General features: G+C 68.9%; 18 protein-coding genes. 8 read left to right on the top strand and 10 right to left on the bottom strand.

Going from position 1 to position 23,162, the window contains the following annotated elements; translation table 11 throughout:
- Positions 1-63 precede the first annotated feature (63 nt).
- The 3 genes from nadB to HV701_RS12365 form a co-directional block, all read right to left on the bottom strand.
- On the bottom strand, positions 64-1,629 hold the full coding sequence (nadB, locus tag HV701_RS12375) for an L-aspartate oxidase (RefSeq protein ID WP_175133326.1): 1,566 nt from the start codon (positions 1,627-1,629) through the stop codon (positions 64-66).
- Positions 1,630-1,652: 23 nt separating this feature from the next.
- A complete protein-coding gene (nadA, locus tag HV701_RS12370) occupies positions 1,653-2,789 on the bottom strand; it encodes a quinolinate synthase NadA (RefSeq protein ID WP_175133325.1) in 1,137 nt (378 codons plus the stop codon).
- A 262-nt stretch (positions 2,790-3,051) separates the two neighbouring features.
- Positions 3,052-4,290 carry an MFS transporter gene (locus HV701_RS12365; protein WP_175133324.1) on the bottom strand — a complete coding sequence of 413 codons (1,239 nt, stop codon included), beginning with the start codon at positions 4,288-4,290 and terminating at the stop codon, positions 3,052-3,054.
- Between the two features lie 112 nt (positions 4,291-4,402).
- On the opposite strand from HV701_RS12365, the gene HV701_RS12360 reads away from it, so the two are divergent.
- Both HV701_RS12360 and HV701_RS12355 read left to right on the top strand, forming a co-directional pair.
- Positions 4,403-5,350 carry a LysR family transcriptional regulator gene (locus HV701_RS12360; protein ID WP_175133323.1) on the top strand — a complete coding sequence of 316 codons (948 nt, stop codon included), beginning with the start codon at positions 4,403-4,405 and terminating at the stop codon, positions 5,348-5,350.
- 153 nt (positions 5,351-5,503) lie between these two features.
- On the top strand, positions 5,504-6,562 hold the full coding sequence (locus HV701_RS12355) for an ornithine cyclodeaminase (RefSeq protein ID WP_175133322.1): 1,059 nt from the start codon (positions 5,504-5,506) through the stop codon (positions 6,560-6,562).
- A gap of 18 nt (positions 6,563-6,580) precedes the next feature.
- On the opposite strand, the gene HV701_RS12350 is transcribed toward HV701_RS12355, so the two are convergent.
- The 4 genes from HV701_RS12350 to HV701_RS12335 form a co-directional block, all read right to left on the bottom strand.
- Positions 6,581-8,662: a putative bifunctional diguanylate cyclase/phosphodiesterase gene (locus HV701_RS12350; protein WP_175133321.1), complete on the bottom strand. Its 2,082-nt coding sequence runs from the start codon at positions 8,660-8,662 to the stop codon at positions 6,581-6,583.
- Between the two features lie 167 nt (positions 8,663-8,829).
- Positions 8,830-9,939, bottom strand: coding sequence for a YcjF family protein (locus HV701_RS12345; protein WP_175133320.1), 1,110 nt, complete (start codon positions 9,937-9,939; stop codon positions 8,830-8,832).
- A gap of 80 nt (positions 9,940-10,019) precedes the next feature.
- Positions 10,020-10,850 (bottom strand): 3-methyl-2-oxobutanoate hydroxymethyltransferase, encoded by an 831-nt coding sequence (gene panB / locus HV701_RS12340; protein ID WP_175133319.1) that lies wholly within the window; start codon positions 10,848-10,850, stop codon positions 10,020-10,022.
- Between the two features lie 64 nt (positions 10,851-10,914).
- The gene (locus tag HV701_RS12335; RefSeq protein ID WP_175133318.1) at positions 10,915-11,832 is read right to left on the bottom strand and encodes a LysR family transcriptional regulator; all 918 of its coding nucleotides are present in this window, start codon (positions 11,830-11,832) and stop codon (positions 10,915-10,917) included.
- A gap of 253 nt (positions 11,833-12,085) precedes the next feature.
- On the opposite strand from HV701_RS12335, the gene HV701_RS12330 reads away from it, so the two are divergent.
- Both HV701_RS12330 and speB read left to right on the top strand, forming a co-directional pair.
- On the top strand, positions 12,086-13,486 hold the full coding sequence (locus tag HV701_RS12330) for a sodium:solute symporter family protein (protein WP_175133317.1): 1,401 nt from the start codon (positions 12,086-12,088) through the stop codon (positions 13,484-13,486).
- Positions 13,483-14,529, top strand: coding sequence for an agmatinase (gene speB, locus HV701_RS12325; protein ID WP_175133316.1), 1,047 nt, complete (start codon positions 13,483-13,485; stop codon positions 14,527-14,529). The genes HV701_RS12330 and speB overlap by 4 nt, the downstream gene beginning before the upstream one ends.
- 23 nt (positions 14,530-14,552) lie before the next feature.
- Here speB and HV701_RS12320 read toward each other — a convergent pair whose 3' ends face one another.
- The 3 genes from HV701_RS12320 to HV701_RS12310 all read right to left on the bottom strand — a co-directional run bounded on the left by HV701_RS12320 (position 14,553) and on the right by HV701_RS12310 (position 18,061).
- A complete protein-coding gene (locus HV701_RS12320; RefSeq protein ID WP_175133315.1) occupies positions 14,553-16,466 on the bottom strand; it encodes a bifunctional metallophosphatase/5'-nucleotidase in 1,914 nt (637 codons plus the stop codon).
- Positions 16,467-16,634: 168 nt separating this feature from the next.
- Positions 16,635-17,744: an S-(hydroxymethyl)glutathione dehydrogenase/class III alcohol dehydrogenase gene (locus HV701_RS12315; RefSeq protein ID WP_175133314.1), complete on the bottom strand. Its 1,110-nt coding sequence runs from the start codon at positions 17,742-17,744 to the stop codon at positions 16,635-16,637.
- A gap of 26 nt (positions 17,745-17,770) precedes the next feature.
- Positions 17,771-18,061 carry a metal/formaldehyde-sensitive transcriptional repressor gene (locus HV701_RS12310; protein WP_175133313.1) on the bottom strand — a complete coding sequence of 97 codons (291 nt, stop codon included), beginning with the start codon at positions 18,059-18,061 and terminating at the stop codon, positions 17,771-17,773.
- A gap of 134 nt (positions 18,062-18,195) precedes the next feature.
- Here HV701_RS12310 and hutC point away from each other — a divergent pair, with 134 nt between their 5' ends.
- The 4 genes from hutC to hutH all read left to right on the top strand — a co-directional run bounded on the left by hutC (position 18,196) and on the right by hutH (position 23,058).
- Complete coding sequence (hutC, locus tag HV701_RS12305) at positions 18,196-18,939, top strand: histidine utilization repressor (RefSeq protein ID WP_175133312.1); 744 nt, start codon at positions 18,196-18,198, stop codon at positions 18,937-18,939.
- Positions 18,936-19,562: a HutD/Ves family protein gene (locus HV701_RS12300; RefSeq protein WP_175133311.1), complete on the top strand. Its 627-nt coding sequence runs from the start codon at positions 18,936-18,938 to the stop codon at positions 19,560-19,562. The genes hutC and HV701_RS12300 overlap by 4 nt, the downstream gene beginning before the upstream one ends.
- 152 nt (positions 19,563-19,714) lie before the next feature.
- Positions 19,715-21,394: a urocanate hydratase gene (gene hutU, locus HV701_RS12295; protein ID WP_175133310.1), complete on the top strand. Its 1,680-nt coding sequence runs from the start codon at positions 19,715-19,717 to the stop codon at positions 21,392-21,394.
- Between the two features lie 134 nt (positions 21,395-21,528).
- Positions 21,529-23,058 (top strand): histidine ammonia-lyase, encoded by a 1,530-nt coding sequence (hutH, locus tag HV701_RS12290; RefSeq protein WP_175133309.1) that lies wholly within the window; start codon positions 21,529-21,531, stop codon positions 23,056-23,058.
- Positions 23,059-23,162: the final 104 nt, after the last annotated feature.

Raw genomic sequence — 23,162 nt, 5'->3', positions numbered from 1 at the left:
CACCCCCGCGTCCGGACTTCGTTTCCGCCGTCGTGATCGGTCCGGTCCGGGCCCGTCGGCGGTTCAAGGGGGCGCGGCCTGGCCAGTGGCCGCTTCCGCGCGGTCCGGCCAGTCCTGGTTGAAATGCGCGCCACGGCTCTCACGGCGTGCCTGGGCGTCGCCCACGATCAGGTCGGCGACCAGGGCCAGATTGCGCAGTTCCAGCAGCGCCAGGCCGTCGTCAGCAGGGTCGTGCGCTTCAAGCGCGCGCCGCAATGCGCGGATGTGGTCGGCGGCGCGCCGCAACGAGGCATCACTGCGCACGATACCCGCATCGCGGCTCATCGAGGCCCGCAGCGCCTGACGCTGCCGCGCCACGCAAGCGGCCATGGCCGCGGCGTCGGCCGGCGCGGCATGGGCCGGCGCCACGGCGGTCGCCATGGCGGCGCCGGATGGCGTGGCGAGGGGGCTGGCCAGGATATCGCGCGCCGCGGCGCGCCCGGTGACGACACATTCCAGTAGCGAATTGCTGGCCAGCCGGTTGGCGCCGTGCAGGCCGGTGCAGGCGGCTTCGCCCGCGGCATACAGGCCGGGCACGCTGCTGCGGCCGTCGATGTCGGTGGCGATGCCGCCACAGGTGTAGTGGGCGGTCGGCGCCACGGGGATGAGCGTGGTCGCGATGTCCAGGCCCAGGGCCAGGCAGCGCCCGTGGATCAGAGGAAAGTGCGCCAGCAGGAAATCGCGGGGCTGGTGGCGGATGTCCAGATGGACACAATCGAGCGCGTGGCGCTGCATCTCGGCATGGATGGCGCGCGCCACGATGTCGCGCGGCGCCAGCTCCGCGCGCGGATCGTGGGCGGGCATGAAGCGGCTGCCGTCGGGCAGGCACAGTCTTCCGCCTTCGCCGCGCACGGCCTCCGAGATCAGGAAGCCGTCGGCGCGCGGGTGGTGCAGGCCGGTGGGGTGGAATTGCGTGAACGCCAGGTTGGCGACCCGGGCGCCGGCGCGCGCGGCGATGGCAATGCCGTCGCCGGTGGCGCTGGGCGGCGCGGTGGTGCTGGCGTAGACCTGGCCGGCGCCGCCGGTGGCGATCACGACTTGCGCGGCGGCGATATCGCGGCGCAGGCCTCGGTCCAGATCCAGCAGGCGCACGCCGTGGCAGCGGCTGCCGGGCGCGCCGGACAGCAGCAGGTCGATGGCGCAGTGCCGCGCCAGTACGGTGATCGCGGGCTGCTGCTCGACCCGCGCCACGAGCGCGGCGATGATGGCGCGGCCGGTGGCATCGGCGGCATGGGCGATGCGGCGTTGGCCATGGCCGCCTTCGCGCGTCAGGTGCAGGTGCGCACCCTCGGTCGAGAAGGCCACTCCCTGGGCCTGCAGCCAGCCGATGGCCGCGCAGGCCTGGTCGATGATGGCGCGCGCGGCGTTCGCGTCGCACAGGCCGGCGCCGGCCTCCAGGGTATCGCGCAGGTGCGCGGCCACGCTGTCGCCCGGACCCAGTGGCGCGGCGATACCGCCCTGCGCATGCTGGCTGGCGCCGGAGCGCAGCGCGCCCTTGCTGACCAGGGCCACGCGCCGGTGCGGCGCCAATTCCAGCGCAGCGGCCAGGCCGGCCAAGCCGCTGCCGATGATGATGACGTCGAATGCCATGGCGGAGGCTCCGGGGTGCGGCATCAGGCCGGCCCGACCCGCTGGAACAGCGCGCCGTCGCGCGCCAGGTCGCCGCTGGCGCGTACCGGACGCTTGCGCGTGTCGGCGAAGTCCAGCATGCGGTCGATCGGCGCCTTGGCGCGCCGCGCCAAGGCCGGGTCCAGCAGGATTTCGTTGGCGCCGTGTTCGAGCGTGTGAGCCAGGCCGGCCAATCCGTTCATCGCCATCCAGGGACAGTGGGCGCAGCTTTTGCAGGTGGCGCTGTCGCCGGCGGTGGGGGCCGCCAGGAACGTCTTGCCGGGCGCCCGCTGGCGCATCTTGTGCAGGATGCCCTGGTCAGTGGCGACGATCAGGCGCGGCGCGTCCAGGCGGCGGGCGGCTTCGATCAGCTGGGTGGTGGAGCCGACCACGTCGGCCTGCGCCAGGACGGACGATGGCGACTCGGGGTGGGCCAGCACGCGCGCGTCGGGATAGGCGGCCCGCATCAGTTCCAGCTCGGTACCCTTGAACTCGTCGTGCACCAGGCAGGCGCCCTGCCACAGCAGCATGTCGGCGCCGGTCTGGGCCTGCACATAGCGGCCCAGATGGCGGTCGGGGGCCCAGAGGATCTTTTCGCCGCGCGCATGCAGGTCGGCGACCAGATCGAGCGCGATCGACGAGGTCACGACCCAGTCGGCACGCGCTTTCACGGCGGCGCTGGTGTTGGCGTAGACCACCACGGTGCGATCCGGGTGGGCATCGCACCAGTCGGCGAAGGCCGGGGCGGGGCAGCCCAGATCGAGCGAACAACTGGCGTCGAGGTCCGGCATCAGCACGCGCTTGGCGGGGCTGAGGATCTTGGCGGTCTCTCCCATGAAGCGCACGCCGGCCACCACCAGGGTCGCGGCCGGGTGGTCGCGGCCGAAGCGCGCCATCTCCAGCGAATCACCGACACAGCCGCCAGTGGCTTCGGCCAGTTCCTGGACGTCGCCGTCGACGTAGTAATGCGCCACCAGCACTGCGTTTTCGCGCGCCAGCAGCGCGCGGATGCGTTGCGCCGCCTCGGCGCGTCCGGCGGTCGACAGGGGCGCAGGCACGCGGGCCCAAGCCTGGCCGACGGCGCCGGGATGGCTGGCAGTGGGCAGGTCGAAGGCGACGGTGCGCAGGGGGGCGGCGGTCATGATGGACTCCTTGGGCGCTTTAAATGCTCATATTGAGCATTTTGTGGGGAAAAAAAAGAGCTGATTTATGCTCATTGAAAGCATAAATCAGATCCGGGGGATTTCCACCCATGTTTTCCCGGGGGTTCCGGCCCTCGTTCCCGCCGGGCGCACCGGGGGGCCTATGCCCGGGAACATTGGCGTTTGAGGCCCGGCCCGCCGCAGGGGCCGGGGATTCCCCCGGGCCGACGGGCCCGGCCCGGCGCCGCCATGCCGCCGCCGGTCAGGCCGCGCAGCCCGCCCGGGCGCGGCGTTCGCCCGCAGCCGGCCAGAGACGCAACAGCAACGCCCCGCCGGCTGCCGCCGTGGCCACCAGTGTCACGCCGATCCAGCCCCAGTGCGCCAGCGCCAGGCTGCCCAGCGCTCCGCCCGCGGCCATACCGATGAAGACGCTGACCATCAGCACGGCGTTGAGGCGGCTGCGGGCGGCCGGGTCGATGCCGTAGACGATGCTCTGGTGCGCGATCAGCGCCACCTGAATGCCCAGGTCGAAGCCGATGGCGCTGGCCGCGATCAGCCACAGGCCGGATTGGGCGGACAGCAGCGGCAGCAGCGCCATGGCGGCGAACGACACGGTCGTGAGCGCGGCGCCCAGGCGGCTGACGGCGTGCGGGCCGCGCCGGTCGGCATAGCGTCCGGCCAGTGGCGCGGCCAGCGCACCCGCCGCGCCCGCCAGGCCAAAGGCGCCGGCGGCGGCGGCGCCGAGATGGAATGGCGCTTCGTGCAGCATCACCGCCAACGTCGACCAGAAGGCGCTGAAACCCAGCGACAGCAGGCCTTGTGCCGTGGCGGCGCGGCGCAGTTCGCCATGCTGGCGCCACAGCCGCGGCAACGAGGCCAGCAATTCGCGGTAGGGCAGCCGGGTGGTTGGCGCGAAGGCTGGCAGGCCGTGCCACAGGGCCGCGCCCAGCGCCAGGATGGACACCGCCGCGACCAGGAACATGGTGCGCCAGCCGAGCTGTTCGGCCACCACGCCGCTGATGACGCGCGACAGCAGGATGCCCAGCAGCAGGCCGGTCATCACCGTGCCGACGATGCGGCCGCGGTGCGCCGGGGGCGCCAGCGTGGCGGCGGCCGGCACGATGTCCTGGGCCAGGGTGGCGGACAGGCCGATGGCGAAACTGGCGGCCAGCAGCACGCCGATCGCGGGCGCGAGGGCGGCCAGCAGCAGGGCTGCGCTGAGCGCCGCGGCCTTGATCAGGACAATGCGCTTGCGGTCGTAGCGGTCGCCCAGCGGGGCCAGCGTCAATATGCCGAACGCATAACCAAGCTGGGTCAGCGTGGGAATCCAGCCGAGCGCGGCGGGGCTGGCGCGCAGGTCCGCGCCAAGGATGCCGAGCATGGGCTGGTTGTAGTACAGCGACGCGACCGCCAGGCCGGCGCCGATCGCCAGCAGCAGCACCAGGCCGGCGGAGAGCTCTTGGGTGGGGGGCGCGTCGTGCGCCCGGGTATCGGAGGGCATAGTCGGAATCCGTTCGGAAAAAGCACCGCGAGGTGGGTACGGCGCAGATTCTGCGCGCATGGGCGGGCCCTGAGTAGCCGTCCGTCGGGTAGATCCGTTATACGATAGACGTATGACCATCCCTGCCCTGGCCGCCCCGACCGGCTCCGACCGCATGTTGTTGATCGAGACCTTCGTGCGCATCGTGGAGGCCGGCAGCCTGTCGGCCGCCGCGGCGCAATTGGGGGCCACGCAGCCCACGGTCAGCCGCCGCCTGCAACAGCTCGAACGTTCGCTGGCGGTGCGCTTGCTGCAGCGTTCGACCCACGCCATCGGCCTGACCGAGGACGGCCAGCGCTGCTACGAGCGCGCCAAGGAACTGCTGGCTTCCTGGCAGTCGTTCGAGAGCGATGTGCGCGGGGCCGGCGAGGCGCTGGCGGGTACGTTGCGCGTGGTGGCGCCGCACGCGTTCGGCCAGAATCAATTCATGGACGCGCTGGCGCAGTACCTGCGCCAGTACCCGCGCATGCATGTCGAATGGCTGCTGCATGACCGGTTGCCGGATTTCATTGCCGAGAACATCGATTGCGCCATCAAGGTCGGTCCTGTGGAGGACCCCTCGGTGGTGGCGGTCAAGCTGGGCGAGGTGCCGCGCAGCGTCATGGCGGCGCCGTCGCTGTTGGGCGGCGGTCCGGTTCCCGCGCATCCGTCCGAACTGGCCGGCCTGCCCTGGCTGGCGCTGCGCACGTTCTATCGCGACCAGGTCAGCCTGACCCACGTGGATACCGGCGAGGTCGCGAGCTTCGAGATCCAGCCGCGCCTGTCGACCGACGGCCTGTACGCGCTGCGCAAGGCAGCCTTGCTGGGCCTGGGCGTGGGCATCGCATCGGCCTGGGCGCTACGCGAGGAACTGGCCACAGGCCAGTTGGTGCAGTTGGCGCCGCAATGGCGCGCCGCGCCGCTGCCGGTGTACCTGGTCTATGCGCCGTCGCGGCTGCAGCCGGCGCGCCTGCGGCGCTTCATCGAGACCATGCGCGAACACCTGCCATCGGAGTTGCGCGCCGACGCGCGCCCGGCCTGAGGGCCGCTCCAGGGCGATGGCGCCGGTTTGCGACAAGTGGCAGCGGCCGTTGCCAGAATGGCAGATTCCTCGCATTTCGTGTGGAAAGTGGGCGCTAGGCATTGACCTGGGCATCGGACAGAATTTCCGTATCAGGACCATCAGGGGAAAACAATGACGACACTGCTCACCACCACCGATGTTGCGAAAATCGTGGCCGCGCAGGGACCGCGCAAGGTGTTCGAGGATCTGCTGGATTACCTGCTGGCCGACTTCCTGCGCTGGCCGGAGTTCGACAAAAGCGCGCGCGTGGCCAGCCATTCGGCCAGCGGCGTGATCGAGTTGATGCCCATCGCCGATCATGATCTCTACAGTTTCAAGTACGTCAATGGCCATCCCGGCAATCCGGCGGCCGGCCTGAGCACCGTGATGGCCTTTGGCGCCCTGGCGCAGGTCAGCACTGGCGAGCCTTTGCTGATCAGTGAAATGACCCTGACCACCGCGCTGCGCACCGCCGCCACCTCGGCGCTGGCCGCGCGCGCCCTGGCCCGGCCGGGGGCGCGCAGCATGGCGCTGATCGGCAATGGCGCGCAGAGCGAATTCCAGGCGCTGGCGTTCCATCACATCCTCGGCATCGACACGCTGCACCTGCATGATGTCGATCCGGCCGCCAGCGACAAGCTGGCGCGCAACCTGGCCGATGTGCCGGGCCTGCGCCTGCGACGTTTCGACAGCACCGCCGCCGCCGTCCGGGACGTGGACATCGTGACCACGGTGACGGCCGACAAGACCTACGCCACCATCCTCACTGCCGACATGGTCGAGCCCGGCATGCACATCAATGCCGTCGGCGGCGACTGTCCCGGCAAGACCGAGTTGCATGCCGATGTGCTGCGCGCCGGCCCCGTGTTCGTCGAATACGAGCCGCAGACACGCATCGAAGGCGATCTGCAGCAGATGCCGGCCGACTTCGCGGTGACCGAGCTGTGGCAAGTGCTGACCGGCCAGCGCGCCGGCCGCCAGGACGCACGCGATGTGACCGTGTTCGACTCGGTCGGCTTCGCGCTGGAGGATTTCTCGGCCCTGCGCTGGCTGCGCGACAGCGCGCTCAAGCATGGTGCTGGTACGCGCATCGAAGTGGCGCCGGACCTGGCCGATCCGAAGAACCTGTTCGAACGGGTGCGCGCCCGCCAGGCCGCGGCCCGCGCCAGCCAGGCATTGCTGCGGGGCTGACGCGCCACCGCCGCGGCGCTATGGCTGCGGTGGCGGTTCGTGCGATACCGGCCGCCCCAGCAGGTATCCCTGGAAGTGCGAGCAGCCTTCCTGGGTCAGCCGTTCCAGCTGCGCCGGTGTTTCGACGCCCTCGGCGGTGGTGGGGATGTCCAGGCTGCGGCCGATACCGTTGATGGCGCGGATGATGGCCAGCGCTTCCTTGCTCGATTCGACGTCCTGGGTGAAGGACTTGTCGATCTTGATCTTGTCGAACTCGAAGGTGCGCAGGTATCCCAGCGACGAATAGCCGGTGCCGAAGTCGTCCAGCGCCACTTTCACGCCGAGTTGCTTGAGCCGGTTCAGTGTGTTCAGGTTGGCCTCGGAGTTGGCCAGCAGCACCGATTCGGTGATCTCCAGCTCCAGCCGGCTGGCCGCCAGGCCCGAGGTGGCCAGGGCGGACTCCACCAGCGACACCAGCGCGCTGTTGTTGAACTGCGTGGCCGACAGGTTCACCGCCACGGTTTCGTGCGCGTCCCAGGTCATGGCCTCGCGACAGGCCTCATGCAAGGTGAAGGCGCCCAACTCGTGGATCAGCCCGGTTTCCTCGGCGATCGGGATGAAGTCGTTGGGCATGATCAGGCCCTTGGCCGGATGTTGCCAGCGCATCAGGGCTTCGCGGCCCACCGTGCGCACGTGGCTGGTGTCTTTGATGGGCTGGTAGTACAGCTGCAACTGGTGCGACAGGATCGCCTGGCGCAGGTCCATCTCCATTTCGTGGCGCTTGAGCGCGGCGGCTTCCATTTCGGGCTTGAAGAACGCCAGGCAGTTGCGGCCATTGCGCTTGGCTTCGTAGAGCGCCATGTCGGCGTAGCGCAGCAGGTGGTCTGCGCCTGACTCCTGCGCGGTGGCGCGCGCGATGCCGATGCTGACGCTGACCGGCACGGTATGGCCGTCGACCTGGAACGGCTCGCGCACTGCGTCGATCAGGCGTTGCGCCATCTGGCGCAGGTCGTCGGTTTTCTCGATGCCGGGCAGCACGACCGCGAATTCGTCGCCGCCCAGGCGCGCCAGCGTGTCCTGTTCGCGCAGATTCTTGGCCAGGCGCCGCGCCAGCTGGCGCAGCAGTTCGTCGCCGTGCAAGTGACCCAGCGTGTCGTTGACGCTCTTGAAGTTGTCCAGGTCCAGGCACAGCACCGCGGCGCTGCGTTCGCGGCCATCGGGCGCCAGCGCCTTGAGCAGCCGCTCGCGGAACAGCCGGCGGTTGGGAATGCCGGTCAGGGTGTCGTGGTGCGCCATGTAGCGTACCTGAGCCTGCGCGGCGTTCTCGTCGGTGATGTCATCGGCGATCAGCAGCACGTAACGCGAGCGCGGATCGTTGCTGTGGAATACCAGCGTCCGGCTGCGCAGGGTGCGCGGTCCGCGCCCCGTCATCACTTCCTCCTGGCCGGCCTCGCGCAGCGCGCCGTCCGAGCGCAGGGCGTCGTTGGTCAGGCGCTCGAAGAACTCATGCACGGCGGGCGGCAGGCACTGCTGCATGGTCAGCCCTAGCATCTGTTCGCGGCGCGCGCCGAAGGCGGCCTCGGTCTGGCGGTTGGCCAGCAGGATGCGGCGCGACACGGCGTCCAGCACCAGCACGCAAGAGGGGATGTGCGAGACCACCGCTTCCAGGAAACTCGATAGCGAGGTCAGCTCGCTGTTGTAGCGTTCGGCCAGATCCTTGGCTTGCAGCAGCTGCAATTCACGTTCACGCCGCTCGGTGCAGTCGCGGGTGATCTTGGCGTAGCCGATGAGGGCGCCGGCGTCGTCGTGAATGGCATCGATCACGACATGGGCCCAGAACGGCGTGCCGTCCTTGCGGATGCGCCAGCCTTCGGCCTCGAAGCGGCCTTGCTCGCGGGCAGTGGCCAGGCCGCGCGCGGGCAGGCCGGCGGCCTGGTCGGACGGGCTGTAGAAGCAGGAGAAGTGCCGTCCCACGATTTCGTCGCGCGTATAGCCCTTGGCGCGCTGCGCGCCGGCGTTCCAATTGGCGACCGTGCCGTCGGGGTTCAGCATGTAGATTGCGTAGTCGACGACACCTTGCACGAGGTGCCGGTACATGACGTCGGAATTTTCGAGGATCATTGGATTGGGCGGGCGTTGCGGGATTCGCGGCACTCCCTTTACGTCGTGCCGCCGTGATTATTTACCGGCATGGCGCGAAAAGGCGCATTCTTGCCGATCTTGACGCATTAAGTCGGATCCTTGCGCCGGGCAACGGACCTGGCGCAAGCAGCAGGCGTGTGCCGCGCCTAGCGTCCCATGCGCTGTTTCAGCGCCTGCGTGATCATCGGGATGTCGAGATCCTGGCCCGGATGTTTCTGGCAGAAGTCGTACAGCACGGCGATATAGGCGTTGCCGAGCAGCTTGGTGATGGCGCCGGCGGTGGTGGCGGCGATGGTGCCGCCCACCGCGCTGCCGGCACCGGGAATGAACTTGAGCAGGCCCGACACCACCGAGCGGCCGACCAGCGTGGCCGCGGACGCGCCCAGCGACGAGGTCACCAGCGTGCTGATGGCGGTGGTGTTCAGTTCCATGCCGAAGGTGATGCCGATCTTGGCGATCATGCCGACCTGGATCGGCACCAGGGCTACCGCGTCCGAGAACGGGATCGGCGCGGCGGCGGCCGATGCGGCCAGGCCGGCGGCGACGTTGACCTCTATTTCAGCCCGCTTTTTTTTTACTTCGAGGGCCTTGAGATTGCGGGTCGATAGGGCGTTGGCGTAGGCGCGCTGTTGCGATTCGGGGATGTACTGCGCGGTGGCTTCGATCAGCGCGTCCAGCCCCATGGGCGGCAGGTCGGCGCCCAGCTCCTCGATGTGCTCGGGCAGGGCGCGCACCGCCACCACCTGCCGCGCGCGCGGCAGCAGCGCGCGGACCTGTTCCAGGAACGGGCTGTTCTTGCGCGCCTTGGTGAGCACGCCGATCACCGGAATGCCGGCATCGGCCAGCAGCGCGCTCAATTCGATTTCGGCGTCTTCGACACGGTGGCTGCTTTCCTGGAGGCAGAGCCAGGCGACGTGCAAATGCCGGTCCGGGTCTTGCGCGGCGGCGCGCTCGCCGATCAGGTCGGCCAGTTGCTGGCGCGAGCGCGCGTAGTCGCCGACCTCCAGCCCGCGGGTATCGATGATGGTCAGCGGGTGGCCGGGACGCGAGAACTCCTGGGTGGTTTGCGTGACCGGCTTGCCGGCGCCGGTCCTGGCCAGGTCGCCGCGGAACACCGCGTTGATGAGGGTGCTCTTGCCCACGCCGGTCTTGCCGGCGACCAGGATGTTGACGCGGCCGGCGCCGCGGGTGGCGGTGCTGATCGCGTCGGCGATCGCGTCCTGCAACTGCGGGGTGTCATGGCGAGGCGGATTCATGGCTGGCGGACGGCGCGAAAGTCGGGCATGGCCTGATTCTAGCGACAAATGCGCGCGCGGGCCGGACCGCGCCGGGCGTGTCAGCCGTACAGGTGTTCCGCTTGCGGGAAGCGGCGGGACCGCACGTCGGCCGCATAATCGCGGGCGGCGGCCTGGATGCGCTCGGCCAGGCTGTCATAGCGTTTGACGAAGCGGGCGGTGCGGTCGAACATGCCCAGCATGTCGTCCACCACCAGCACCTGGCCGTCACAGCCGGCCGAGGCGCCGATGCCGATGGTGGGGCAGGCAATGGCCTCGGTAACGGCCAGCGCCAGCGGCTCGACCACGCCTTCGATCACCACCGCGAACGCGCCCGCGTCGGCCACCGCCCTGGCGTCGGCGGCGATGCGGGCGTATTCGGCCTGGCCACGGCCGCGCGCGCCGTAGCCGCCGAGGAGGTTGACCGCCTGCGGGGTCAGGCCGATGTGCGCCATCACCGGAATGCCGCGCGCCGTCAGGCAGGCGATGGCCGGCGCCATGGCCTGACCGCCCTCCAGCTTGACCGCGCTGGCGCCGGTTTCCTTCAGGATGCGCGCGGCCGAGTGAAACGCCTGCTCGGGGCTGGCCTCATAGCTGCCGAAAGGCATGTCCACGACGACCAATGCCTGGCGCGCGCCGCGCACCACGGCGGCGCCGTGCGCGATCATCATGTCGAGCGTGACCGGCACGGTGGACGGCAGGCCGTAGAGAGTCTGCGCCAGGCTATCGCCCACCAGCAGCGCGTCGCAGTGCGGGTCCAGCAGTTCGGCCATGCGCGCGGTGTAGGCGGTGAGCATGACCAGCGGCTCGGCGCGCTTGCGGGCGCGAAACGCCGGGACGGTCATGTGGCGCGGCGCGGCGGGCGCGGAAGTCAACGTGGCGGTGGTAGACATGCGAGGCTCCTGTATGCGGCGCGCGCGGCCCGGGTACGGGGGGGTGGCGCGCCGCAAAGGTATATCACGACGCGGCGCCGGGCGCAGCCGCCAGGGCCGCGCGCATGTCCTCGAGAAAGGCGGCGGCAATGTCGTCCAGCTGGCTGCGCCGCTTGGCCACCATACTGATCTCGACATCGTACTGGTAAGTGTCGGCGTCGAGCGCGTGCAGCAGGCCGGCCGCGACATACGGCGCCGCATAGTGTTCGGGCAGGTAGCCCAGGTGCGCGCCGGACAGGATCAGGATCAGCGCGGCCTCCATGTTGTCGGCTTCCGAAGTAATGCGGCGCGGGCGACCGGCGAACGAGGACTCGGGCAGCGGATAGGAGCGCCAGGTCCAGTCGGCATCGGCGAGATCCGCCTCGGTGACGCGGCCGGCGCTGCCGGCCAGCGGATGGGTGGCGCCGCAATAGGCGATCTGCCGCTCCTGGAACAACGGCGTGTAGTCGAGCATCGGCACGCGGTGCAGGAAGTAGCCGATGGCCACCTGCATTTCGTCCTTCAGGATCAGTTCTTCGAGTTCGCGCGGGCTGCGGATCAGCACCGACAGCCGCACCGCCTCGTCGCGCCGGCGGAATTTCTCGATGGCGTGGCCGATGCGCGCGTTCTGCGCCATGGTGGCGTTGCCGATCAGGCCCAGCGTGAGATTGCCGACCAATTGCCGGTGCATGTTGCGGGCCTGCGCGCTGAAGTCGTCCAGCGAGGCCAGCGCGCGCCGCGCCAGCTTGTCGAAGCGTTGCCCTCTGGCGCTCAGGCGAAAGCCGCCGCGACCGCGCTCGCACAGCGTGAATCCGAGCCGTGTTTCGAGCGTGGCGAGCTGGCTGCTGATGGTGGACTGGCCCACGCCCAGCAGGGCCTGCGCGGCCGATACGCCGCCGGCGTCGACGATGGTGAGGAAGACGCGGATCAGGCGCAGGTCGAGGTCGGAAACGTTCGAGAGCATAGGGTTAATACCGACAGAACATTGATGAATATCGATGTGAATTTTCCGAACTAAGCATGGATGGAAAAAGTCCGGATTCCTATTATTCCACCGGTGTTATCGATTCGACCCGGCTGTGGTGCCGTCGCCGGAGGGCGGGCGGATCGAGGTCTGAAAAGCCTGATTTTCCAGATTCACTTCTATTGCAATAGTTGTTTTGGCGGCGGTGGCCAATCCGCGTGCGTGCCGCACGCGAACGGACAAGGGGAAGGACATGTTTGTCGACATAGCCGTGGTCGCGGTCTATCTGGCCGCGATGCTGCTGCTGGGCTGGTACGGCATGCGCCGCGCCAGGACGCAGGAGGATTTCCTGGTGGCGGGCCGCAATCTGGGGCCGGCCTTCTACATGGGCACGATGGCCGCCACGGTGCTGGGCGGCGCCAGCACCGTCGGCACGGTGCGGCTGGGGTATGTGCATGGCATCTCGGGTTTCTGGCTGTGCGCCATGCTGGGCCTGGGCATCATCGTGCTCAATGTGTGCCTGGCCAGGCCGCTGCTGAAGCTGCGCATTTACACCGTGACGCAGATCCTGGAGTTCCGCTACAGCGCGCGCACGCGGCATGTCAGCGCGCTCGTGATGATGGCCTACGCGCTGATGCTGGCGGCGACCTCGGTGATCGCGACCGGCACGGTGATGCAGGTGTTGTTCGACATGCCCTTCTGGCTGGCGATCCTGGTGGGTGGCGGCGTGGTGGTGGTGTATTCGGCCGTGGGCGGCATGTGGTCGCTCACCCTGACCGATATCGTGCAGTTCCTGATCAAGACCGTCGGCCTGATGGCGGTGCTGCTGCCGATCTGCCTGTACCGGGTCGGCGGCTGGGACCAGTTGGTGGCGAAATTGCCGCCGACCAGTTTCGAGGCCACCGCGATCGGCTGGCCCACCATTCTGACCTACTTCCTGATCTACTTCTTCGGCATCCTGATCGGCCAGGATATCTGGCAACGGGTCTTCACCGCCCGCAGTGAGCGGGTGGCGCGCCTGGCGGGCGCGGCCGCGGGCATGTACTGCATTGTCTACGGCCTGGTGGGGGCATTGATCGGCATGACCGCCAGGGTGCTGCTGCCGGATCTCGACAACGTCAACAATGCCTTTGCCGCCATCGTGCAGGCCGAACTGCCGGCCGGCATCCGCGGCCTGGTGATCGCGGCGGCGCTGGCGGCGATGATGTCTACCGCCAGTGCGGCGATGCTGGCCTCGGCCACTGTGCTGGCCGAAGACCTGCTGCCGGCCCTGCGCGGCGGGCGCGGCTTTGCGCACGTGCGCAGCCATCGGCTGATGACGCTGCTGGTCGGTCTGGTCACGCTGGGCATCGCGCTGGCGGTGGATGACGTGCTCGATGCGCTGACCTGCGCCTACAACCTGCTGGTGGGCGGCATGCTGGTGCCGATTCTGGGCGCGATCTGGTGGCGCCGCGCGACCACGGCGGCGGCGATCGCCAGCATGTTGCTGGGCTGCGCCACGGCGGTCGGTTGCATGATCCGCGACGGGCTGGCGGCCAATACGCCGATCTACGCCAGCCTGGCCGTCAGCGCCATCAGTTTCATTGTTATCAGCCTGATGGGGCAGGCGCCCGCGCCCGCCCCTGGCGCAACCTCTTCCAGGAGTGCTCCATGAGTTTCACGCCCGAAAAACTGGCCGCCTTGCGCGCCCGGTTCGGTGGATCCAACGAGGCCGTCATCCACGACCCGCATTTTCGCGCGGTGGCGGCTAATGTCATCGACGACAGCGGCACGCGCAGCGCGCCCTATGCCGGCATGCCGACACTGTTGGACGCGCCGGCGTGGCAGATCGATTGGCAGCGGCCGGATTTCGGGGATCTGCAGGTGGCGCTGCTGGGGGTGCCGATGGACCTGGGCGCGAGCAATCGCAGCGGCTGTCGTTTCGGGCCGCGCGCCTTGCGCGCCATCGAGCGGGTCGGTCCCTACAACCACGCGCTCAAGTGCGTGCCGGTGCGCGAATTGCGCGTGGCCGACATTGGCGATGTGCCGATGCGCAGCCGCTTCAGCCTGGAGCAGTCGCACGCCGATATCCATGCGGCCTACGAGAAGATCGTGGCGGCCGGCGTCACGCCGCTATCGGTCGGCGGCGATCATTCGGTGACGCTGCCGATTCTGCGCGCGCTGGGGGCCAGGCAACCGGTGGCGCTGGTGCACTTCGATGCGCACTGTGACACCGGCGGCCCATTCGACGGCAGCCGCTTCCACCATGGCGGGCCGTTTCGCCAGGCGGTGCTGGAAGGCGTGCTCGATCCCACCCGCACCATCCAGATCGGCATTCGCGGTTCGGCCGAATATCTTTGGGAGTTCTCGTACGAATCGGGCATGACGGTGATCCACGCCGAGGACATTCCGCGCCTGGGCGTAGAGGCCATCGTCGCCCGGGCGCGCGCCGTGGTCGGCGATACGCCCGTCTATGTGTCGTTCGACATCGATTGCCTGGACCCGGCCTTCGCGCCGGGCACCGGCACGCCCGAGGTCGGCGGCGTGACGGTGCGCGAGGCCCAGGCCATGCTGCGTGGGCTGGCGGGCCTGGACATCGTCGGCGGCGACCTGGTGGAGGTGGCGCCGTCGTACGACGCCACTGCCAACACGGCGCACGCCGGCGCGCAGATCCTGTTCGAGATCCTGAGCCTGATGCGCCTGCGCGGCGCGCGCTGAACCGCCGTCGCGCCGCCCCGCCCTCACTCGCTGTACGTCTTGGTGCTGTACAGGCTGATCGGCAGCCGGTTCAGCACCGGCAGGCCGGACACGGGGTCCTTGGCCTGTTTGTCGATGTAGGCCTGCAGGACATCGGCGTCGAGCACGCCGATGTCCTGGCGCCGCGCCGCCGGCACGCTGGCCAGCGTCTTGTAGCCGTCGCCGCCGGTGGCGTTGAAGCTCAGGACGAACAGCTTGTACGTGCGGTCCGGGTCGAGCGGCAGCCAACCGCCGCCGGCGTTGTCGAACACCTCGATGTTGGAGACGCGGTTGCCCTCGGCCAGGGCCGCATTCACGTCCCAACGCAGCCCGCCGGCATAGGGGTAGGGGCCGGTGGAACCCCCCGGCCCATAGACCGCCTGCATGCCGTCCTCCAGCATGTTCTTGACTTCGGCGCCGGTGATCTCCAGGCGCCACAGCATATTGCCGAAGGGCACCACCTCGATCACGTTGGCGGCGGTCACATTGCCCAGCAGCGGCACGCGCACGCCGCCGCCGCTCTGCAGCGAGATGTCGGCGCCGCCGTAGCGGGTATTGGCCACGTCGAGATAGGCCTGCGCCACCAGTTGCTGGATGTCACCGCCATGCAGGCTGACGTTGCCCAGTGTGTTGCAGGCGACGCTGGAACGGCCATAGTCGCGCGAGCCCGGGCCGCCGGGTACGCGCCGCGAGCACAGTTCCTGGGGCACTGTCGCCACCAGGCTGGCGCTGAAGGCATCTACCTTGGCCTTGAACGGCTGCAGCACCGCCATGGCCCGCGCGTCCGGCGCCTGTTCCCGCAGGAAGCCGCTGGCGGCCACATCGGCCTGGATGGCGGCCAGATCGGGCGCGGACGGCGCGGCGCCAGCGATGGTGAAGGTATCGCCGATCAGCACGTGCGGGGTGCCGGCGCAGGCCGTCACATCGCCATTGGCGTCGAAGCTGACCTTGAGTTCGCCGACCACCTGCGAGTACTCCCAGGCCTGGACCAGGCAGACGCGCTTGCCGTCCTTGTCGCGCAGTTCGGTGGGGTAAGCGCCGGCGGGCGTGCCGACGCCGTAGGCCGATAACGCATCCGGGCCCAGCAGGGTGTGCGAATCGCCGCCCACCACCACGTCGACGCCGCTCAGATTGGGGATGATCCGCTTGTCGTAGTCGTAGCCGATGTGGCTCATCACCACGATCTTGTTGACGCCTTGCGCGCGCAGCGCGTCGATCTGTTGCTGCGCGGCGGCGGTCTCGTCGGAGAAGCGCGTGCCGGGATCGGGACTGGACGACTGTTGCGTCTTGTTGGCGATGGTCAGCCCGACCAGGCCGATGGGCTGGCCATCGCGCTGCAGCACGATAGATGGCCTGACCAGGCCGGGCGCGCGCGCCGGGTTCAACGCCGAGTTGGCGCCGAAGGTGACGTTGGCGCTGAGCAGGGGCGTCTGGCAGGTTCCGGCATGCAGCAGTTCGATGAAGCGCTTCAGGCCGCTGTCGCCCTTGTCGAACTCATGGTTGCCGAGCGTCATGGCGTCGAAGCAGACCATGTTCATGAGGGCGGCGTCGGCCTCGCCGGGCTCGCCCGCGCGGTTGAAATAGAGCGTGCCGGTGGTGGCATCGCCGGCATGCAGCTTGAGCACATTGGGCGCTTGCGCGGCGAGCGCTTCGAAGGCGGCCGTCACGCGCGCGAAGCCGCCCACCTGGGTGTTGACGGCGACACGCGTGCCGGCCGCGTCCAGCAGCTTCAGGTCTTTCTTCTTGCTGTCCAGGTTGGAATGATGATCGTTGATATGCAGGATGGTCAGTGCCATCGGCCGGCTGGCGGCCGGGGCGGGGCTGGCGGGCGTTTTGTCGTCATCGTTGCCGCCGCAACCGGCCAGCAGCGCCGCCAGGCTCAAGGCGGCCGCGCCGGCGTTCCTTTTCCACGTGATCATTCGCGCGCATCCTCTGTCGTCGGAGGGCGCATGGTCGCGGGCCGAGATGACGTGAAGATGAATGACAGGCCTGTCACATCCGGACCCGGCCGTTATCGCGCGGCCGTCATGAAACGGCACGGGCCCGGTGCTTGCGCACCGGGCCCGCGCGAGGACACTGCCGTGGCGTCAGTAGTGGATCACGGTGCGGATAGACTTGCCGTCGTGCATCAGGTCGAAGGCCTCGTTGATACGGCTCAGCGGCAGGGTGTGGGTCACGAACGGATCCAGATCGATCTTGCCGCTCATGGCATCCTCGACCATGCCGGGCAACTGCGTGCGGCCCTTGACGCCGCCGAAAGCCGAGCCGCGCCAGACGCGGCCGGTGACCAGCTGGAACGGGCGCGTGCTGATTTCCTGGCCGGCGCCGGCCACGCCGATGATGATGCTTTCGCCCCAGCCCTTGTGGCAGCATTCGAGCGCGGCGCGCATCACATGCACGTTGCCGATGCATTCGAACGAGAAGTCCACGCCGCCGTCGGTGAGTTCGACGATCACGTCCTGGATCGGCTTGTCGTAGTCCTTGGGGTTGATGCAGTCGGTGGCGCCCATGGCGCTGGCCAGCACGAACTTGTTGGGATTGGTGTCGACCGCGATGATGCGGCCGGCCTTGGCCTGCACCGCGCCCTGGATCACCGCCAGGCCGATGCCGCCCAGGCCGAACACGGCCACGGTGTCGCCTTCCTTCACCTTGGCGGTGTTGTGCACCGCGCCCAGGCCGGTGGTGACGCCGCAGCCCAGCAGGCACACCTTCTCGTGCGGGGCGGCCGGGTTGATCTTGGCCAGCGAGATCTCGTTGACCACGGTGTACTCGCTGAAGGTCGAGCAGCCCATGTAGTGGTAGAGCGGCTTGCCCTCGTAGCTGAAGCGCGAGGTGCCGTCGGGCATCACGCCCTTGCCTTGCGTGGCGCGCACTTTCTGGCACAGGTTGGTCTTGCCCGACAGGCAGAACTTGCACTCGCGGCATTCGGCGGTATAGAGCGGGATGACATGATCGCCCGGCTTGAGCGAGGTCACGCCCTCGCCGACCTCGACCACCACGCCGGCGCCTTCATGGCCGAGCACGGCGGGAAACAGGCCTTCGGGATCGTCGCCGCTCAGGGTGAAGGCGTCGGTGTGACAGACGCCGGTGTGCGTGATCCGCACCAGCACCTCGCCGCGTTGGGGCGGCGCGACGTCGATTTCAACGATTTCCAGCGGCTTGCCAGGGCCGAATGCGACGGCTGCGCGTGATTTCATAAGGGGCTCCACGAGGTCGGATGGGGTTATTTCAGGTAGGAACGGACGATCCGCATGATCTGGTCGATCTCCGCTTCGGGTTCGATCGCGGCGCCGGGCCGTTCACCCTGCGAGGATTGCAGGAAGGTCTCCCGCAGATGGCTTTCGAGCACTTCGGCCATCAGGCCGGTGGCCGCGCCGCGCAGGGCGGCCAGTTGTTGCAGCAGCGCGCCGCATTCCGTGCCCTCGTTGACCGCGCGCTCGAGCGCCAGCGCCTGGCCCTGGATGCGGCGCAGGCGCGTGGTGACACGTTTCTTCTCTGCGGGGGAATGGGGCACGGCAGGCTCCGGTAGATACAGGGGGGGAGTATACGCAAGCAAGGCCGCCGCGTCCAGCGCGGATCGCCTGTCTGTACATGTCGAGCTGACCCCTATAATCGGGATTCGTCCCATGGCACGACACAGGATACCTCTTGGCCTCTCCCCCGCCCCGTCTGCCGGCCCAGCCCTCGGCCCTGCCGGCGCCGCTGTACGCCCAGCTCAAGCAGATGATCGCCCAGCAGATCCGCAGCGGCGCATGGCCGGCGCATTACCGCGTGCCCTCGGAAAGCGAGCTGGTGCGGGAGCTGGGCTATTCCCGCATGACGGTCAACCGCGCGCTGCGCGAACTGACGGCCGAGGGGCTGCTGGTGCGCATGCAGGGTGTGGGCACGTTCGTGGCCCAGCCCAAGACCCGCTCGGCGCTGTTCGCGGTCAACAACATCGCCGATGAGATCACCGCGCGCGGCCATCGCCACCACGCGCGCGTGGTGCGGCTGGCCGAGGAACCGGCCGGCGGCGAGCAGGCCGCCGCGCTCGACATTCGCGAGGGCCAGCCGCTATTCCATTCGCTTATCGTGCATTACGAGGACGACGTGCCGATCCAGCTCGAGGACCGCTACGTCAACGTGCGTCTGGCGCCTGACTATCTGAAGCAGGACTTCACCCGCCATACGCCTTATGAATACCTGACGCGCGTGGCGCCGCTGACCGAGGGCGAGCACGTGGTCGAGGCCATCGTCGCCAAGCCGCGCGAGTGCCAGTTGCTGCAGATCGAGCGCAGCGAGCCCTGTCTGCTGATCCGCCGCCGCACCTGGTCGGGCGAACGCGCCGTCACCCTGGCGCGCTTGATCCACCCCGGTTCGCGCCATCGCCTTGAAGGAAAGTTCACCACATGACTCCGTTCGATGTGCGCCTGTACCGGGCACAGGATTACCCGCGCATGCCCTGGCGCAATGGCGGCGGCACCACCCAGGAAGTGGCCTGCAATGAAGGCGGCAGCAGCGCCGCGTTCGAATGGCGCCTGTCCATCGCCGACGTGGCGCAGGACGGCGGGTTCTCGCTCTTTCGCGGCCAGCAACGCATCATCACGGTGCTCGAAGGCGCCGGCATCGCGCTGACTGTCGACGGCCAGGCGCAGGCGCCGTTGCGGCCGCGCCAGGCCTATGCGTTCTCCGGCGAAGCGCGGGTCGACTGCCGCCTGCTGGCGGGCGCCATCCGCGACTTCAATCTGATCTACTCGCCGCGTCACTACCGCGCCCGGCTGCAGTGGATCGGCGGCGTGCGCGAGTGGGCGTTCCATAGCGCCGCCAGCACGGTGTTGCTGCTGAATGCGGGGCAGGCGCTGACCGTCCAGCGTGACGGCCGCGCCTTGCTCGAACCAGCGCGCTACGACTGCCTGCACATCGAACAGCAGGCCGCGGCGCGCGAGGACGGCCGCGATGATCTGGCCGAGTACCGGCTGGCGTCGGCGTCGATGCTGGACGCCTGCCTGATCGAACTGCAGCGGCGTTGCGGCTGAACGGCTCCCGCCGCTGAGCGGCCGCCCCTTGCATACGGGAAATCCCTGATCTGGGAAAAACTCTACCGGACTTGTATATACAAGAATAGGCATCCTATGATTCGGCATCAGCCACGCGGCGGCCTGCGCCGCCCTCGAACACGGAGACCGCCTTGGAAAAATCGAACCGATATCGCGATGTCGAGATCCGCGCCCCGCGTGGCAACCAGCTGACGGCCAAGAGCTGGCTGACCGAAGCGCCGCTGCGCATGCTGATGAACAATCTCGATCCGGACGTGGCCGAGAATCCCAGGGAGCTGGTGGTGTACGGCGGCATCGGCCGCGCCGCGCGCGACTGGGACTGCTACGACCGGATCGTCGAGACGCTCAAGCGCCTGGAGGACGACGAAACCCTGCTGGTACAGTCGGGCAAGCCGGTGGGCGTGTTCAAGACCCACGCCAACGCGCCGCGCGTGCTGATCGCCAATTCCAACCTGGTGCCGCACTGGGCCACCTGGGAACACTTCAACGAGCTGGACGCCAAGGGCCTGGCGATGTATGGCCAGATGACCGCCGGCAGCTGGATCTACATCGGCAGCCAGGGCATCGTGCAAGGCACCTACGAGACCTTCGTCGAGGCCGGCCGGCAGCACTACGGCGGCAATCTGAGCGGCCGCTGGGTGCTGACCGCCGGCCTGGGCGGCATGGGCGGCGCGCAGCCGCTGGCCGCGACGCTGGCCGGCGCCTGCTCGCTGAACATCGAGTGCCAGCAGGCCAGCATCGACTTTCGCCTGCGCACCCGCTACGTCGACGAGCAGGCCCGCGACCTGGACGACGCGCTGGCGCGCATCGCTCGCTACACCGCGGAAGGCCGCGCGGTATCGATCGCGCTGTGCGGCAACGCCGCCGAGGTGTTGCCCGAGCTGGTGCGCCGTGGCGTGCGTCCGGACATGGTGACCGACCAGACCAGCGCCCACGATCCGCTCAACGGCTATCTGCCCGCCGGCTGGACCTGGTCCGAGTACCGCGAGCGCGCCCAGCGCGAGCCCGCGGCGGTGGTCAAGGCGGCCAAGCAGTCGATGGCCGTGCACGTCAAGGCCATGCTCGACTTCCAGAAGCAGGGCGTCCCGACCTTCGACTATGGCAACAACATCCGGCAGATGGCCAAGGACGAGGGCGTGGCCAACGCCTTCGATTTCCCGGGCTTCGTGCCCGCCTACATCCGGCCGCTGTTCTGCCGCGGCGTCGGTCCGTTCCGCTGGGCCGCGCTGTCGGGCGACCCGCAGGACATCTACAAGACCGACGCCAAGGTCAAGGAACTGATTCCCGACGATGCCCACCTGCATCGCTGGCTCGACATGGCGCGCGAACGCATCCGCTTTCAGGGCCTGCCGGCGCGCATCTGCTGGGTCGGCCTGGGCCAGCGCGCCAGGCTGGGCCTGGCGTTCAACGAGATGGTGCGCAGCGGCGAACTGTCGGCGCCCGTGGTGATTGGCCGCGACCACCTGGACTCCGGCTCGGTGGCCAGCCCCAACCGCGAGACCGAGGCCATGCGCGATGGCACCGACGCGGTGTCCGATTGGCCGCTGCTCAACGCCCTGCTGAACACCGCGGGCGGCGCCACCTGGGTCTCGCTGCATCACGGCGGCGGCGTGGGCATGGGCTTCTCGCAGCACGCCGGCATGGTGATCGTGTGCGACGGCACCGACGCGGCGGCCGCGCGCATCGCCCGCGTGCTGACCAACGATCCGGCCACGGGCGTGATGCGCCATGCCGATGCCGGCTACGACATCGCCATCGACTGCGCCCGCGAACAGGGCCTGGACCTGCCCATGGTCGACGCCATCCGTTGAATCCACGGCCCGCCGAAGGAAATGCCGGGGCGCTGCCGGACGGGGTGCCCACAAGGAGACCCCGCATGCGGCAGGACAGCGCGGCGCGGCCACGATATTGCATGACACCGCAGCCTCATCCTGGAGAACAAGAAATGGACCTGCACCTCGAACCCGGCCGCCTGACGCTGGCGCAACTGCGCCAGGCGTACCAGCATCCGGTCCGCCTGACGCTGGACCCGACCGCCTACGGCCCGATCGACGCCAGCGTCGCCTGCGTCGAGCGCATCATCGCCGAAGGCCGCACGGCCTACGGCATCAACACCGGCTTCGGCCTGCTGGCGTCCACCAGGATCGCGCGCGAGGACCTGCAGGCGCTGCAACGCTCGCTGGTGCTGTCGCACGCGGCCGGCGTGGGCGAGGCGCTGGACGACGCCCTGGTGCGCCTGATCATGGTGCTCAAGATCAACAGCCTGGCGCGCGGCCGTTCGGGCATCCGCCGCCGGGTCATCGACAGCCTGATCGCGCTGGTCAACGCCGGCGTCTATCCGCATATCCCGCTGAAGGGGTCGGTGGGCGCTTCCGGCGACCTGGCGCCGCTGGCGCACATGTCGCTGCTGTTGCTGGGCGAAAGCCGCGCCCGCTGCGACGGCCAGTGGCTGCCCGCCAAGGCGGCGCTGGCCCGCGCCGGGCTGGAGCCGCTGACGCTGGCGGCCAAGGAAGGCCTGGCGTTGCTGAACGGCACCCAGGTGTCCACCGCCTACGCCTTGCGCGGGTTGTTCGAGGCCGAGGACCTGCTGGCCGCCGGCCTGGTCTGCGGCAGCCTCAGCGTCGAGGCCATGCTCGGGTCGCGCGTGCCGTTCGACGCCCGTATCCACGACGCCCGGGGTCAGCCGGGCCAGATCGACGTGGCCGCCGTCTACCGTGACCTGCTGACCGATGACAGCGAAGTCGGCCATTCGCACGCCGACTGCGACAAGGTGCAGGACCCCTATTCGCTGCGCTGCCAGCCGCAGGTGATGGGCGCCTGCCTGACGCAGATCCGTCATGTGGCGCAGGTGCTGCGGATCGAGGCCAATGCCGTCTCCGACAACCCGCTGGTGTTCGCCGAACAGGGCGACGTGCTGTCGGGCGGCAACTTCCACGCCGAGCCGGTGGCGCTGGTAGCCGACAACCTGGCCCTGGCGCTGGCCGAGATCGGCGCGCTGTCCGAGCGCCGCATTTCGCTCATGATGGACAAGCACATGTCGCAGCTGCCGCCATTCCTGGTGAGCAACGGCGGCGTCAACTCGGGCTTCATGATCGCGCAGGTGACCGCGGCCGCGCTGGCCAGCGATAACAAGGCGCTGGCCCACCCGGCCAGCGTCGACAGCCTGCCAACCTCGGCCAACCAGGAAGACCACGTGTCGATGGCGCCCAACGCCGGCAAGCGGCTCTGGCCGATGGCCGACAACGTGCGCGACATCCTGGCGATCGAGTGGCTGGGCGCTTGCCAGGGTCTGGACTTCCGCGCCGGCCTGAAGACATCGCCCAAGCTGGAGCGCGCCCGCGCCCTGCTGCGCGAAAAGGTGGCGCATTACGAGAGAGACCGTTTCTTCGCGCCCGACATCGAGGCCGCCAGCCAACTGATCGCCGGCCGCCAACTGAACGCGCTGATGCCGGCCGGCCTGTTGCCCAGCCTGTGATGTCTGCCGGCGGCCGGCGCGCGCCGGGCGAGGCGCCGTCCCCTGGACGCTGGCCGTCGCTCGGCCAAAAAATATGGAGACAAGGATGCAGACCCAGGAGAAGA

Source organism: Achromobacter pulmonis (assembly GCF_902859765.1).
In the GTDB taxonomy this organism is placed as follows: Bacteria; Pseudomonadota; Gammaproteobacteria; order Burkholderiales; family Burkholderiaceae_B; genus Achromobacter; species Achromobacter pulmonis.
Note: the sequence above shows the minus strand (reverse complement) of the source record. Positions and strands in the feature narration are given on the sequence as shown.

Excerpts from the sequence above, each read along its gene's own strand:
- nadB (WP_175133326.1), bottom strand. The coding sequence starts at position 1,629 with ATGGCATTCGACGTCATCATCATCGGCAGCGGCTTGGCCGGCCTGGCC.
- nadA (WP_175133325.1), bottom strand. The coding sequence starts at position 2,789 with ATGACCGCCGCCCCCCTGCGCACCGTCGCCTTCGACCTGCCCACTGCC.
- HV701_RS12365 (WP_175133324.1), bottom strand. The coding sequence starts at position 4,290 with ATGCCCTCCGATACCCGGGCGCACGACGCGCCCCCCACCCAAGAGCTC.
- HV701_RS12360 (WP_175133323.1), top strand. The coding sequence starts at position 4,403 with ATGACCATCCCTGCCCTGGCCGCCCCGACCGGCTCCGACCGCATGTTG.
- HV701_RS12355 (WP_175133322.1), top strand. The coding sequence starts at position 5,504 with ATGACGACACTGCTCACCACCACCGATGTTGCGAAAATCGTGGCCGCG.
- HV701_RS12350 (WP_175133321.1), bottom strand. The coding sequence starts at position 8,662 with ATGATCCTCGAAAATTCCGACGTCATGTACCGGCACCTCGTGCAAGGT.
- HV701_RS12345 (WP_175133320.1), bottom strand. The coding sequence starts at position 9,939 with ATGAATCCGCCTCGCCATGACACCCCGCAGTTGCAGGACGCGATCGCC.
- panB (WP_175133319.1), bottom strand. The coding sequence starts at position 10,850 with ATGTCTACCACCGCCACGTTGACTTCCGCGCCCGCCGCGCCGCGCCAC.
- HV701_RS12335 (WP_175133318.1), bottom strand. The coding sequence starts at position 11,832 with ATGCTCTCGAACGTTTCCGACCTCGACCTGCGCCTGATCCGCGTCTTC.
- HV701_RS12330 (WP_175133317.1), top strand. The coding sequence starts at position 12,086 with ATGTTTGTCGACATAGCCGTGGTCGCGGTCTATCTGGCCGCGATGCTG.
- speB (WP_175133316.1), top strand. The coding sequence starts at position 13,483 with ATGAGTTTCACGCCCGAAAAACTGGCCGCCTTGCGCGCCCGGTTCGGT.
- HV701_RS12320 (WP_175133315.1), bottom strand. The coding sequence starts at position 16,466 with ATGATCACGTGGAAAAGGAACGCCGGCGCGGCCGCCTTGAGCCTGGCG.
- HV701_RS12315 (WP_175133314.1), bottom strand. The coding sequence starts at position 17,744 with ATGAAATCACGCGCAGCCGTCGCATTCGGCCCTGGCAAGCCGCTGGAA.
- HV701_RS12300 (WP_175133311.1), top strand. The coding sequence starts at position 18,936 with ATGACTCCGTTCGATGTGCGCCTGTACCGGGCACAGGATTACCCGCGC.
- hutH (WP_175133309.1), top strand. The coding sequence starts at position 21,529 with ATGGACCTGCACCTCGAACCCGGCCGCCTGACGCTGGCGCAACTGCGC.